The following is a 14,712-nucleotide window of genomic DNA, read 5'->3' as shown; positions in this document are numbered from 1 at the left end:
GGCACGCCGCGACGGGCCATCCATGGCCCATCGCGGCTGGCGCGGCGTCCTGCCGCGCCACCCCCATAACAGCACCTACGTTCGGCCTTCTGTGAGGGGCATTCGCGTCGCCTGCACAATCGAGTGGCCACAACAAAAGCAAAAGCAAAAGCAAAAGCAAAAGCAAAAAATTTAACCAACACCAACTCTTGTGGGAGCGGGCCTGCCCGCGATGCCAGCACTTTGTTCCTCCAGATAGAACGAGGTGCCTGCATCGCGGGCAAGCCCGGCTCCCACAGGGAAATATGTCGGTCGCAGATCCTGCATTCAAACAGGCCGGCCGGTCGGCCGCCTCGACGGCTGTTGATCTACCCGCCCCATCGGGAGGCCGAGTGGAGGTTCTGCGCAGTGGGACCGGAGCGAGGGAACCTGAGCGCAGCGAAGGCCGGACGCCAGGGGCAAGCCTTTTTGGTTACTTTTTCGGCGTCTGGAAAAAGTGACTCGCCGTAAGGGCGAAACCAATATCCCGTTCAAACGCGAATGCCGGATATGTACCCGGTGTACCTGTTAAACCCTACCGCGGCCACAGACCTAACGCCCCTTGATCACCATCTCCCCCACCGCATCCCCCACGGCCTGCCAGTTGGGCCGGTACATCGACTCCACTTGCGGCGGCGGCACCCGATAGGTACCTGGTGTCACAGCACGGGCCAGGTACAGCAAGTGCGTGATACCGTAGCCATCCAGTTTGACTGCCGCCACATAACGATCATCCCGATACTCCTGATGCTGCACGCTGGCGTTCTGCATCGACTCGCGCCATTGCTTCACTTGAGTACTGGCGTTTTCAAGGCTGGCCGCGCTCTGCCCCAGGTTCTGGTTTTCCAGCTCCAGGCCTGCCGGCAGCAAATCCACCACCAGCGCATCAGGCACTTGCTGCTTGGCCGTCACGGCCAGATGCACCAGCACCAGATCACCACTTTTCAGCGCCTTGAGATCCAGCGGCTCACCGTTCATACCCAGGTAGTCGCGGCGAATGCTCATGTTTTCGCCGCCCGCCGCCGGGGCGTGCTGTGGATAACCCGAAATCGTCAGCTGTTGATAAATCGGCGCGCTGCCTGCGTTACGCAGGCTCAGGGGCGAGGCTAGCAGCGGCCCGTCGAGCTTGAGCCCTGAGCGGGCGTTGTTCAGCTCGCGGGTCTGATCGCCACTGGTGAGTTGCGCACTCCAGCTGGCCTCAGGCTTGCCCAGCAAATCGCGACCGGCGAGGAACAGTGAATTGCGTTCCTGGGTCGACAGCCACTGACTCGCCGCCAGTTGATCGGACAGGTCGAACAGTCGCTGTTCACGCTGACCACTCATCAGGTTGTTCTCTTCCAGCAAGGCCAGAATCAACGCCTGATCGCGCAGCGGGCTGCCGTAGTCGCCCAGCCATTGATCAGCCTTGCGCTTCGCCGCCAACCCCGCCACCAACGCTTGATCGGCGCGCGGTTGATCGCCCATTTTCTGCAGGGCAATGGCCAACTGCACCAGAGGCAAACCGGAACGGGCATCGCTGCGGCGCTCAAAAATGCTGCGCAGCGCGCCCAGCGGCGCCTGTTGGCTTCGGGCCAGGACCAGCGCTGCATAGGCCTGTACGGCAAAGCGGGTGTGGTCGAGGTTGTCGCTGTAATCGGCCTCGATCAGGTTGCGTTCCTGCACATAACGCAGCAACCGCTCGCTGGCCTTTTTCAGCGCCTCGGGAGGTACCGCGTAGCCTTGATCGCGGGCGCGCAGCAGGAAGTCGGTGATATAGGCTGTGAGCCAGTACTCTTCCTGACCGTCCGCGCCCCACAGGCCAAAACTGCCGTTGTAGCGCTGCATGCCCAGCAGGCGCTCGATACCCAACTCGATTTTGCGTTTGCGCTCGGTGTCCGGCTCGCCTTCAAGGCCCAGGCGTTTGAGCAGGGCTGCATCGGCATACAGAGCCGGGTACAGGCCGCTGGTGGTTTGCTCGGAACAGCCATACGGGTAAGCCTTGAGCGCACGAATCTGCTCGCCAAGATTCAGCGGCGGGCGGCTCGACAAGCTGAGCAAGGCTTCACGCCCGGCCGGTTCAAAGGCTTGCAGCTCGCCCTCGGGCAGGCTCCAGGGCTGGTCGTTGAGCACAGCACGGTAATGCTTTAGCAATGCTGGATACGCCGGGCGCACCCCCAACGTCCATTCGCGGGTGAACGGCGCCAGGGTTTCACCCGGCAGGTCCAGGCCATTGACCGTCACCTTGACCACACCGGTGCCATACCCGCCCAGCGCCTTGACCGGAACCTGCAAGGTACTGCGCTGGCCGGGGCTGAGTGTCAGGTTCTGTGTCGCGTCACCCAGCAGGCTCAGTTGCCCCTCGGTGTTAAGGTTCACGTGCAGCGTTTGCGGCTTGTCGGTGAGGTTGGACAGGTCCAGCGCCAGCCGCGTCTCGTCGCCACCGGCCAGAAAGCGCGGCGCAGCCAGCTCGGCCACCAATGGTGCTGCGACCACGGTTCTGGCCTCGGCCATGCCGTAGCGATCGTCGGTCCAGGCTTGTGCCATCAAGCGCAACTCGCCGTTAAAGTCAGGGATATCCACACTGACTTCACCTTCGCCCTGCTCGTTGAGCGTCACCGGTGCGCTTTGCAGCGCCACGATGGTGACACTGGTGGCAGGTCGCTTGCCGCCCTTGGCCAGTGCCGCATCGCCGCCGAACGCCAGGCTGGCCAGACGGCCCTGCCCGGCCTCAATCAACTGCCCGTAAATATCCAGCTGATCCGCCCCATAGGCCTTGCGCCCGAACAGGCTGGCGAACGGGTCGGGGGTCGGGTACTCAGTGATATTGAGCACGCCCACATCCACGGCAGCCAGCAGTACATGGGCCTGTTTGGGAATGCTGCCATCGGCATTTTTAGCCGAGAGCTTCACCGTCAGAGGTTGCTTGGGACGCATTTTTTCAGGGGCATCCAGCGTAAGAGCCAACTTGCGCTGGCTGCGATCGATGGGCAGGTGCAGCACCCCTACAGCGCGCTTGGGAGTGATATTGGTCTTGCGCTCACCGGGGCGGATCACCAGTGCACTGATATACAAGTCATGCCGGGCCCAGCTCGGGTCGAGTCTGATTTCGTAGGCCTTGCCCTCGGCCGGCACTTCGATTTCCTGCCACCACAACGGGCCATCGCTGCCTTCAACCAGCAAGTAGCCCTTGCCAGCCGCAGGTGGCGTGACCGTGACCTTGGCCGTATCGCCATCGGCATAAGCGGCCTTGTCCAGCGCCAGCTTGACCTGGTCGGGGCGCACGGCACCGCCTTCGGCGTTGTCCTGGGCACGATAACCGGCCCAGAAACGCAGGCTGCTGATCAAGCCGGTTTGCGGGTCTTCAACCTCTACGCGGTAAGGGCCCCACTCCACCGGAAAGCTGACCTTGGCGGTTTCGCCCGCCTTGAGGCTGAGGGTCTCTTCGTTGAGGTTCAGAAACTTCTCGTTGTAGTGATAACTCCAGCCGTCGTTGTCCGAGTAGTTCCAGTAGTAATCGCGGCGTTCACGCACCAGACGCACCTTGAGGTTGTCGGCCGCCAATTTGTTGCCCTGGCTGTCAGCCACCAGCAGCTCGAACTCAACCGGGCCGTCGCCATCGGTTTCAGCACCGTCAAACAGGCCACGCAGCCCCGGCAGACGGTCTGCCGGCCATACCGGCTGCACCAGGCGACGGGTAATCGGGCGCCCGCCCGACTCCTGCAAACTGGCCTGAACAATCAGTTGCAGCGGCGATTTGGCATCGCTCCACTGGCTGTCGATGCTGAGGGTTTGCTTGCCATCGGCGTTGAGCACGCTTTCGTCCAGCTCCAGATCCTGGGTCAGCTCCGGTTCTGTCACCGAACCGAACTCATAGCCCGGCAAGGCACTGACCGCCTCGCGCAATGGCCGCACATAGACCTGCCCGCTCAAGCGGTTACCGGCTGCCGGAGCACCGTACAGGTAACGCCCGGCAACCTGGATTTCAGCGGTTTGCCCGGGGCTCAGCGGGGTATCGCTGCCCTTGAGTTCAAGTGCCATGCGCTCGGGTAAAAAGTCCTCGACCAAAAACTCGTACAGCTGCGGCTTGCCGTCACCAAAGTCGAACACCAGTTGCCAGCGCCCGGTCGGCGCTTCGGCGGCCAGTTGCAGCGGGTACTGATACAGACCGGAAGCATCCGGCGTCCAGACGAACTTGCGGCTCACCTGCTCGTCCGGGCGACGCACCTCGACGCTGACCGGCTGCGGCTTGACCGGGTTGCCGTCGCGGTCGCGCAGCAAGGCATTGAGCAGCACGGTTTCGCCGGGGCGATACAGATCACGGGGGCCAAATACAAAGAACTGCAACGGATGCGCCTGCGGGCCGCCGATATCGAATTCGGCCAGATCCAGCGCCGCCGTGTTCAAGCGCAACAGGCTGGTCTGGTCGCCCTGGCGCGCCAGCAGCACTTCGGCCTTGGGTGGCAAGGCCAGCTCGGCATGCCCGTCCTTGCCCGTCTTGCCCTGGCCAAGCATCTTGCCCTTGCCATCAAGCAACTCGAGATCGATGCCGCTCAGTGCACTGCCACCTTCCAGGGCCTGTGTGAACACATCCAGGCGCTTTTGGTAGCGATGCACCGAAAGGCCGATATCGCTGAGGGTAAACAAGGTGGCTGGGGTCGAATAGTTGTAACTGCCGGAGGCGGTCATCACCGCCAGATAAACTCCCGGCTGCTGCAAGGGCTTGATCCCGGCCGTGGGCAGGATCAGGGTTTCGCGGGTATTGCGCGCCGGGTTCAAGTCAAAACGGCCGCTGTAAACCAGATCGGCCATATTCAGCAGATCCCTGGCTTCGTAGCTTTGCAGGCTGCTGTTGCGCCCCCACTGGCTGAGAAACGCCGGCAGCGACTCGGGTTTGACCCGAAAGAACTCGACATCGACCTTGTCGACGTTCAGCGCGATCACCGGCAGACCTTCGGCCAGGCGCGTGGGCAGCAGGTTGCCACGGCTGGCGAAGCCGACCGTGGGTTGCAGGTCGCGGGTTTCCAGGCGACTGACGTATTCGGCGGCGAGCTTGGCATCGTTGACGGCGCGCAGGCCGGGGTCGACGGTAAGGATCAGCTTGCGCTGCGGCTCAAGGTGGCGCAAGCGCAACTCCATCAGGTTGTCCGACAGCTCCCAGGCGCCATCGACCTTGCCGGCCTTGGCGTCCACCAGATGCAGTTTGTCGGCAAAGTTCTGCTGCGGGTCCAGGGGCACCGAGAAACTCACGGACAAGGTACTGGCCCCGTCCAGCTGCACTTCAGAGACGTCTACCACACTCAACTCGCGCCCGGCATAACGCCCGGCCAGCACTTTGACGTCCTGTACCGGTTTAGCCGGCTGGCTCGTGGCCACCTGTGGCGTGGCGGGTTTGTCGACGCTGGAAGAATCACAAGCGCTCAGCAGCGCCAGCGTGCAGGCCAAAAGCAGTCCTTTGTTCAGCATGGTGTACTCGTTTACCGGGCAGTTAAGGGTTGACTATATAACAGCTGGATGAAGATCAAGAGCCCCTCACCCTAGCCCTCTCCCGAAGGGAGAGGGGACAAAAGCGCAGATCAGCCCCCTCGCCCTCCGGGAGAGGGTTGGGGTGAGGGCAGGCTTTGCGGCTACAATCGCGCTCCCCCAAGGAGCCTGCATGTCATCTTCCCTGTTAGCCGACTGGCGCGACCGTCCTACCCATCGCCGGGTGTGGGCGCTGGCGGCCCCCATGATCCTGTCCAATATCTCCGTGCCGCTGGTAGCGTTGGTCGACAGTACTGTCATCGGCCATTTGCCCCACGCCCATCAACTGGGCGCCGTCGCCGTGGGCGCCAGCCTGTATATCTTCCTGGCCTGGATGATGGGTTTTCTGCGCATGGGCACCACCGGCTTCGCCGCGCAGGCCGCCGGACGCGGTGATGGCGCCGCGCTGCGGCAAATCCTGCTGCAGGGCCTGTTGCTCAGCGTGCTGTTGTCGATGCTGCTGGGGGCCATTGCGATTCCTTTTAGCGGCGTGGCCCTGAGCCTGATGCAGCCCTCCACCGAACTGCACGCGCTGACTCTGGAGTTCTTCCACACACGGCTGTTTGGCCTGCCCGCCGCACTGGCCAGTTATGCACTGGTAGGCTGGTTTTTGGGCACGCAAAACGCCCGCGCACCGCTGGCGATCCTGCTGACGACCAATCTGGTGAATATCGCGCTGAACCTGTGGTTCGTCCTCGGGCTGGACTGGGGGGTGGCAGGCTCGGCCCGGGCTTCGGTGATTGCCGAATGGAGCGGCGCCCTGCTCGGCCTGTGGCTGACCCGCGGTGCCCTGCGTCGATATCCGGGCAAGGTAGTGTGGGCCGCCCTGGGCATGTGGCACAACTGGAAGCCGTTACTGGGGGTCAATCGCGATATTTTTATCCGCAGCCTGATGCTGCAACTGGTGTTTTTCTCCATCACCCTGCAAGGCGCCCGCCTGGGCGATGCCACCGTGGCTGCCAATGCGCTATTGCTCAATGGCCTGCTGCTGGCTGCCCATGCCCTGGACGGTCTGGCCCACGCCGTCGAGGCACTGTGCGGACACGCTATTGGCGCCCGCGACCGTGAGGCGTTGCGCCGCTCGATGGTGGTGGCCTGCGGCTGGTCACTATTGGCCAGCCTGGGTTTTGCGCTGCTGTTTATGTTCGGCGGGCATCTGTTTGTGCAAATGCAGACCGATATTCCCGTTGTGCGCGAAACCGCTTTCCAGTACTTGCCCTATCTGGCCCTGCTGCCGCTGATTGCAGTATGGAGCTACCTGCTTGACGGGCTGTTTATCGGTGCTACCCGCGCTCGTGAAATGCGCAATGCCATGGTCATCAGCGTGGTCATCGCCTTCCCCGCCGCCTGGGTCCTGCACGGCTATGGCAACCACGGGCTGTGGATAAGTTTCCTGCTGTTTATGGTGCTGCGCAGCCTGACCCTGGGCGTGTACGCATGGCGAATGCAACGCAAGAACCAGTGGTTCGGCGCCTGACACTGAGGCGAAAAAAAACGCCGGCCCGTGCAAAGCACAGGCCGGCGTTTTTCGGTCAGCTCTGAAGCCCGTGGGGATCAGTGGCTCGACAGGTACGACGAGCGGGTCAGGCCCAGGCGCAATGCGTCGAGGTACTGGGTACGCTCCTTGGCACTGATACTGGCGCTGGCCACTTTGTCGCGGTAGTGGTTCATCAGCTCTTCAGGCGACAAGTGCACGTAGCGCAGCATGTCTTCGATGGTGTCATGGGTCTCGATACCGGCGTGGTACACGCTGCCGTCTTCGTTCTGGTAGATGTTCACCGAGTCGGTGTCACCGAACAGGTTGTGCATGTCACCGAGGATTTCCTGGTAAGCGCCCACCAGGAAGATCCCCAGCAGGTAGTCTTCACCTTCGTTCAGCCCGTGCACCGGCAGGCTGGTTTCGATGCTCTGCTCGTCGACGTATTGCTTGATCTTGCCGTCGGAGTCACAGGTCAGGTCTTGCAGCACGGCGCGACGCAGCGGCTCTTCGTTGAGACGATGCAGCGGCAGGATCGGCAGTACCTGGCCAATCGCCCAGGTGTCCGGCAGGCTCTGGAACACCGAGAAGTTGCAGATGTACTTGTCGGCCAGCTTGTCGTTGAGCTCGTCCAGCACCTGACGGTGGGAACGCTGACGCGCTTTCAGCGAGTTGTGCAGGCGACGGCACACCGCGAAGTAGCACTGCTCGGCCAGGGCCTTTTCCGCCAGGGTGATTTTGCCATCAGCGTACTGGGCAGCGATATCGCTCATGTAGTGCGTGGCGCGCCAGTAGGTTTCGGTGACCATCTCAATGTCGGTCGGCCCCAGCAGGTCCACCAGCCATTGCACGGTTTCCGGCAGGCTTTCCTTGTTTTCGATCACCGGCACGTCGTCGTTGTGTTTCTCGACGTCGGTCACCTGCACCACCAGCATGGCGTGGTGGGCGGTCAGCGAGCGGCCGCTTTCCGAGAAGATGTGCGGGTGCGGCAGGCTCTGCGCATCGCAGAACTCTTTGAGCATACCCACAACCACACCGGCGTAATCGTCCATGTCGTAGTTGATCGAACTGGCATTGCGCGAGTGGGTACCGTCGTAATCCACACCCAGGCCGCCGCCCACGTCGATATGGTCAACCGGCAGGCCGAGGTTGCGCAGTTCGCCGTAATAGCGGATCGCTTCCTTGAAACCGTGCTGGTAGTCCGCCAGGTTGGCGATCTGCGAGCCCATATGGAAGTGCAGCAGGCGGATGCCTTGGTCCAGACCGGCCGCACGGAAGCGCTCAACCACCGACAGCAATTGCGCAGCAGAAAGGCCGAACTTGGATTTTTCACCGCCGGTGTCGGCCCACTTGCTCGACGCCAGGGACGACAGGCGCACGCGCAGGCCAACCTGTGGCTTGACCTTGAGCGAGGCCGCTTCTTCGATCACCAGGTCTACTTCGGATTCTTTCTCGATCACGATAAAGACGTTGTGACCCAGCTTCTGGCCCATCAGCGCCAGGCGGATGAACTCACGGTCCTTGTAACCATTGCAGACGATGGTGCCGCCCTTGGGCGCCAGGGCCAGCACGGCCAGCAGCTCGGGCTTGGAGCCGGCTTCAAGACCGATCGACACGTTCTTGGTAGCGATGATGTTTTCGATCACCGCTTCCTGCTGGTTAACCTTGATCGGGTACAGCGCGGTGTATTCGCTCTGGTATTCCAGGCGCGCGATGTTGGCATCGAATGCGCCGGTCAGCTGGCGTACACGGTCTTGCAGGATATCCGGGAAACGCACCAGCAACGGCAAGGACAAACCGCTGGTCTTGCGCAGCTCGTCGACCTGCTCGTACAAATCGATGGGCGAGCTGTTCGGGCCGTTCGGACGGACTTCTACGCGACCGGCTTCATTGATCGCGAAATACCCGGCCCCCCAATGGCGAATCCCGTAAACACTGCGGCTGTCCGCAACTGTCCATTGGCTGCCATCGTCTTTGCGTGTGCGTCGTACGGACATCGAAGTCCCCTATAAATAAGTCAAATAGCCCAGCCTGAAAGCAGGCTGGCGCAGTCTAAAGTGTGAACGTGACGATTAGTCAGACCCTGACAATAGCGCCGAGTTTAGAAACCGGTGATAACAGGCTCTGTGAAAACCATGGCGAGCACGCTCTGACCAGCCTTCGAGGGGCGCCAGAACGGCTGTGCGGTGGCTTTCACAGAGGCTGCTAACCGCCCGACTTCTTGGCTTTGAAACCGTGCTTGACCAGCTCGGCCAGCAGCAGCTCGACGTGGTCGCCCTGGATCTCGATGATGCCGTCTTTCAACGCGCCACCGGTGCCGCAGCGTTTTTTCAACGTCGTGGCCAGTTCCTTGAGTGCGTCTTCAGCCAACGGCACGCCGGTGATGGTGGTCACCGTCTTGCCGCCACGGCCTTTGCTTTCGCGGCGCACACGGGCGATGCCATCACCTTCGGGGATCAGGGTTTGTTTGCAGGTACAGGCATCCACCGGCTGACGGCAGTCCGGACAGTGACGACCTGCGTCGGTGGAAAATACCAGGCCACCCAGGGCGGCGAAGGATGCGGCTTTTTTGGCCACCGGCAATCCTCATTCGGAGGACAAATAATTGGCCGGTGCCTGGCGCTGTTGCGCCAGGGTGTACCGACCGCGAAGCCCCACTCTGGCAGGGGCAGCGCAACTCAGGAGGGAAAACCGCCTGAGCCTGAAAAAGGTCGCGCAGTGTAACGACAAAATCGCTGCATCCCAATAGCCAATCGGCGGCATTTTTTAAAGCGCCAGCCACGAACTTGTGGGAGCGGGCTTGCTCGCGATGGGATCGCAGCGGTGCAACTGAAAAACCGGGTCGACTGAATCGCGAGCAAGCCCGCTCCCACAGGGGGAATCAACGTCAGCCCTGGGTCATATAACGCTTGAGCGCATCCAGTGAGTCAGGGCAGTAGTCCAGTTGCGTACTCAGGCGCAATGCTTCGGCCACCGGCATAAAGCACGCTTGCTGCACTTCCTCGGGCTGCACCTGCAACGGGCCGTCCCACACCGCTGAAAACACTGCGCACCACAGATGGTTTTGCGGAGCCTCGAAGTAAAAGCGCTCATGGGCCGTCAGCGCCACACCACTCACACCCAGTTCTTCGGCCAACTCACGGGCCGCCGATTCGGCGTAGGTTTCATTCACCCCGACCATGCCGCCCGCTGCCACATCCCAGAACCCCGGGTACAGCGCTTTGCTCAGGGTGCGTTGATGCACGCACAGCTCCCCGGCAGAGTTGAACAGCAAAATGAACGTACCCCGCCCGATCAGGCCGCGCTCGCGCAATTCATGACGGGGCAGGCCGCCCAGCAGGCGATCATCGCGATCCACCCAGGCAACTTGCTCGACATCAGAGGCCGCACGGTGTGCGGCCTCCAAGGCTGAAATGGCCATTGCTTAGCCTTGCGACAACAATTGACGCAAGTCCATGACCGCCGCGTTGGCGCGGGAAATATAGTTGGCCATGACCAGCGAATGGTTGGCCAGCACGCCATAGCCGCTGCCATTGAGGATCATCGGGCTCCAGACCGGTTCTTGCGCCGCTTCCAGCTCGCGAATGATCTGGCGCACGCTGACCGTGGCGTTCTTTTTCGCCAGCACATCGGCAAAGTCGACCTCAATGGCACGCAGCAAGTGTGACAGCGCCCAGGCCTGACCACGGGCTTCATAGAACACGTTGTCGATCTGCATCCACGGGGTTTCTACCACTTCTTCATCCACCACCGGCACCTGACCCGGTTGCAGGCTTTCGGTTTTCAGCGCGCTGTTGAGCTTGACCCGACCCACGCTGGCCGACAGGCGTTGCGACAGGGAGCCCAGACGGGTGCCGACATCACCCAACCAGTTGTTGAGGTTGTCGGCGCGGGCATAGAACAGGGCGTTTTTCTGATTCGGGTCAGACAGGCGTGCCTGATAACGGCTCAGGGAATTGATGCCTTCCTGGTATTCGGATTCGCTGGACGGCAGCATCCAGCTTTTGTTGTCAAAGTTGAAACGCGGTTCGGCCTTGGCCAGATCGGCATCTTCCGCAGACTGCGACTGTGAACGGGCGAAGTCTTTGCGCAGGGCGCGGGTCAGGTCGCGCACCTGCACCAGAACGCCGTATTCCCAGCTAGGGATGTTGTCCAGAAAAATGCCCGGTGGAAAACGGTCATTGGACAGGTAACCGCCCGGCTTGCTCAGCAATGTGCCGGCCACGGTCTTGAGGGTTTCGACGGTGGTGAAGCCAGGCACCATCTGCTTGCCTTCTTTTTCGGCCGCCAATTGCGCGTTTTGCTGCACCGGGAACAGATCCGGCTCCTGGCTCCAGTACCAGCCCAGACCCAGGTTCACCAGCACAAAAATCCCTACCAGCACCGCGATGGAACGGCTCAGCAGGATGCTCTTGAAATAGCCACGCGACTGTATTTTGGGCTCTTTGACCGATTCGCGGGCTGTGCCCTCACGTTTTTTCCAGTCCAGCATGGCTATATCCTTTCATATGCTTGATTCAACGGTTCGACCACAACCCTAACCCATCGTGCCTTGCATGCACGCTTTTTATCTCAGGGGGCCACTACGCCCGGCACTATAGAACAAGCGCACAGGTGATGGGCAATATGGCTGCCCGACAGTTAATTTCAAGGAGAAACTCGTAGATTTGCAATGAGCTGCTAGCATAGAGCCATCATTCGATTTCAGCATGCCTCCCTACCCAGCAGCCAGGTTATGACCGAGCAAGAAGATCCCAGTCGCGAGCGTCTGAAAAACCACTTTGCCCAGCGTGTCACCCACCAGGCCCGCCAGATCCTTGAGATCTGGCAACGTCTGCAGGCCAATGAGTGGTCGCCTGCCGGCCTGGCCGAGCTCGACGACGCCAATTTGCGCCTGCTGCGCTTTGCCGAGCGCTTCGAGCAACCGGAGCATACCGCGCTGGCGCGGGCCATCGGCCTGGCGCTGCAGGACATGGCCGCCAACCAGAGCCGCCTGAGCAGCTCGATCATCACCGAACTCAATCGCCTTATGCAGCGCCTGTCACGCACCGGCCTGCGTCAGGGCGACTTGATGGGAAATATCAACCTGCCACCGCTGCGCAAGCCGGTGTATATCCTGCTGCAAGACCTGTCGCGCGCCGACCGACTAGCCAGGCAGCTGGAGTTTTTCGAGCTCAGCGCCCAGGCGATCAGCAGCCCGGCAGCATTTCGTCAGGCCATGGCCGAGCGTCATCCGGCCGCCATTGTGATGGACGTGGACTTTGCCAGCCCCGGTTTTGGCCTTGAACTGGCCGCCCAGGCCCAAGCCGGTCTTGAGCAAAAATTGCCGCTGCTGTTTTTCAGCCTGCATGAAACCGACACCCCGACCCGCCTTGCAGCGGTGCGCGCAGGCGGGCAGGCGTTTTTGACCGGCACCCTGGAAGCCTCCAGCCTGATGGAGAAAATCGAGGTGCTGACCTGTGTCGCCCAATATGAGCCCTACAAAGTGCTGATCATTGACGACTCCCGGGCCCAGGCGCTGCACACCGAGCGCCTGCTCAACAGCGCAGGCATTGTTACCCGCACCCTGATCGATCCGATCCAGGCGATGGCCGAGCTGGCAGACTTCCAGCCAGACCTGATCATCCTCGACATGTACATGCCCTCCTGCACTGGCACCGAGTTGGCCAAGGTCATCCGCCACAACGACCGCTACGTCAGCGTGCCAATCATTTATCTGTCGGCCGAAGACGATATGGACAAGCAGCTTGATGCCATGAGCGAGGGCGGCGATGACTTCCTGACCAAGCCAATCCAGCCGCGCCATCTGATCACCACCGTACGCAACCGTGCCGTGCGCGCCCGCCATCTCAAGGCGCGGATGGTGCGCGACAGCCTGACCGGGTTGTACAACCACACCCATATCCTGCAACTGCTCGAAGACTGCACCTTTCGCGCCCGCCGCGAGAACCGCCCCTTGAGCTTTGCCATGCTCGACCTCGATCACTTCAAGCACGTCAACGATGGCTACGGCCACCCCATGGGCGACCGGGTGATCAAGAGCCTGGCGCTGTTTCTCAAGCAGCGCCTGCGCAAAAGCGATTTTATTGGCCGCTACGGCGGCGAGGAATTCGCGATTGTGATGCCTGACACCGATCAAGAGTCGGCCTATAAGGTGCTCAATCAGATTCGCCAGCGCTTTGCCGAAATCCACTACCCGGCCCAGCCCGCAGACCTGTCGTGCTCCTTCAGCGCAGGCGTGGTACAGATGCAGGGCGAAGCCGACAGCCTGCAAATGGCCTCCCAGGCCGATGAGGCGCTGTACCGCGCCAAGAACAATGGGCGCAATCAGGTACAACCCTTTCACCAGACAAGGCCAATTGCCACTATTTGCCCCTGATCCCGAGTTTTCGTCACAACGCTGTAACTTAAGTGCAATAACTTTTGCCGCTTCTGACTGTGTAGTAGGCAAAATCCCACATGCGCCTCAAGCTGCTAACCAACCTCAACACGCTATTGCTGGTCGCCGTGTGCCTCGCGCTGGGTGCAACCTTGTGGTGGTCACAACAGGCCCTGGAACGCCCATTTTTGCTGATGGAACGCTACTTGAGCCTTTCGCAGCAGTTCCACAACACAGTGGCACGCAATATCGAGGACTACCTGGCCAGCGGTGACGCCCTGCGCCTTAGTGATGCCAACAGCGCCCTCGACACTCTCAAGAACGAACTCACTCCTTTGCCGCCCGCACTGGCCGATGCACTGCGCCCCAGCCTGGAAAACCTCAGCACCTACAGCAATTCCGAACTGCTGGCCGCTGGCAAACTGGCCGGCGACCCCCAAGCCTTACTGCTACAGGCCGAACGCGAGCTGAGCGCCGGCCTGGAACAACTCGGCCAATATGCCAGTGACGCCACTTCCAACGAGGCCCGCGCTTATCTGCCCCTGCTGTTCACGGCCTCGCAACACCTGGCCAAGCTGTCCCTCGCCCGCGAAAAACTGGTCAGTAGCGGACGCAGTGAACTGGCCGGCGATGTGGAACGTGAGCTGGACAGCATTGAGCTCCAGGCCAGGCAAATCGACGCCCTGCCCCTGCTGGGCGTGAGCAGTAAAAGTGCCTCGGGCACCGACGATTTTGCCGCGATGATGGGCCTTGATCCCACCGAAACAACCCAAGCCGAAGATGCAGGAATTGCTCTCAAGCGCGAACTTAACAGCCTGCTAAGCCGCTACCCCGCAGAACTCAAGCGCACCCGGGACCAGATCGAACAACGCAGCCAGCTCAGCGCCGCCACCCACCTCAAGCTCAACGCCGTACAGCAGGCCATTGCCGGGCTGGAGCCCGTTGTGCGCGCCGAACACGGGCAAATCCAGAATGAAGTGCGGCTGATCCAGGGCCTGATGATTGGCCTTATCCTGTTGATCGCACTCCTGATCGACACCTTGCAGCGCAAACTGGCGCGGGTACTGACCTACCTTGCACCGCTGCTGTCGACCTGGGCCGAAGGTGATTTCAGCCGCGACATTCAATTGGGTAAAACCAACCGGGAATTGCGTGATATCGAGGCGTCACTAAACCGCCTGCGCAGCTATCTGGTGAACCTGGTGGGCACCTTGCGCCTGAATGCCGAGCAAGTGGCCGGCAGCAGCCGGACCCTGGCCGAGCTGAGCTCCGGACTGCATAGCGGCGCCGAGCGCCAGGCCGGCGATAGCGCACAAATCCGCGACGCGCTGGGTGAGCT

General features: G+C 61.3%; 7 protein-coding genes and 1 pseudogene. 3 read left to right on the top strand and 5 right to left on the bottom strand.

Features of this window, described 5'->3' with window-relative positions:
- Window positions 1-570: 570 nt before the first annotated feature.
- Entirely contained in the window at window positions 571-5,460 is a 4,890-nt protein-coding gene (locus GHO42_RS24755; RefSeq protein ID WP_153328186.1) for an alpha-2-macroglobulin, read from the bottom strand.
- A 190-nt stretch (window positions 5,461-5,650) separates the two neighbouring features.
- On the opposite strand from GHO42_RS24755, the gene GHO42_RS24750 reads away from it, so the two are divergent.
- Entirely contained in the window at window positions 5,651-6,994 is a 1,344-nt protein-coding gene (locus GHO42_RS24750) for an MATE family efflux transporter (RefSeq protein WP_095020816.1), read from the top strand.
- Between the two features lie 77 nt (window positions 6,995-7,071).
- On the opposite strand, the gene speA is transcribed toward GHO42_RS24750, so the two are convergent.
- From speA to GHO42_RS24730, 4 genes are all read right to left on the bottom strand, one after another.
- The gene (gene speA / locus GHO42_RS24745; protein ID WP_095001036.1) at window positions 7,072-8,991 is read right to left on the bottom strand and encodes an arginine decarboxylase; all 1,920 of its coding nucleotides are present in this window, start codon (window positions 8,989-8,991) and stop codon (window positions 7,072-7,074) included.
- Window positions 8,992-9,199: 208 nt separating this feature from the next.
- Window positions 9,200-9,571 (bottom strand): translation initiation factor Sui1, encoded by a 372-nt coding sequence (locus GHO42_RS24740; protein ID WP_016783399.1) that lies wholly within the window; start codon window positions 9,569-9,571, stop codon window positions 9,200-9,202.
- 310 nt (window positions 9,572-9,881) lie between these two features.
- Window positions 9,882-10,415, bottom strand: coding sequence for an NUDIX hydrolase (locus tag GHO42_RS24735; RefSeq protein ID WP_153328182.1), 534 nt, complete (start codon window positions 10,413-10,415; stop codon window positions 9,882-9,884).
- Window positions 10,416-10,418: 3 nt separating this feature from the next.
- Window positions 10,419-11,486, bottom strand: a complete 1,068-nt coding sequence (locus GHO42_RS24730; protein WP_095001034.1) for a DUF2333 family protein — start codon at window positions 11,484-11,486, stop codon at window positions 10,419-10,421.
- A 243-nt stretch (window positions 11,487-11,729) separates the two neighbouring features.
- On the opposite strand from GHO42_RS24730, the gene GHO42_RS24725 reads away from it, so the two are divergent.
- Window positions 11,730-13,373 carry a PleD family two-component system response regulator gene (locus GHO42_RS24725; protein ID WP_095019751.1) on the top strand — a complete coding sequence of 548 codons (1,644 nt, stop codon included), beginning with the start codon at window positions 11,730-11,732 and terminating at the stop codon, window positions 13,371-13,373.
- 80 nt (window positions 13,374-13,453) lie between these two features.
- A pseudogene (locus GHO42_RS24720) lies at window positions 13,454-14,712 on the top strand (methyl-accepting chemotaxis protein); the annotation flags it as partial.

It is taken from the genome of Pseudomonas sp. FSL R10-0056, from assembly GCF_009600105.1.
Lineage (GTDB): Bacteria > Pseudomonadota > Gammaproteobacteria > Pseudomonadales > Pseudomonadaceae > Aquipseudomonas > Aquipseudomonas bubulae.
The sequence above is the reverse complement of the archived record's forward strand: the minus strand, read 5'-3'. Positions and strand labels throughout refer to the sequence as shown.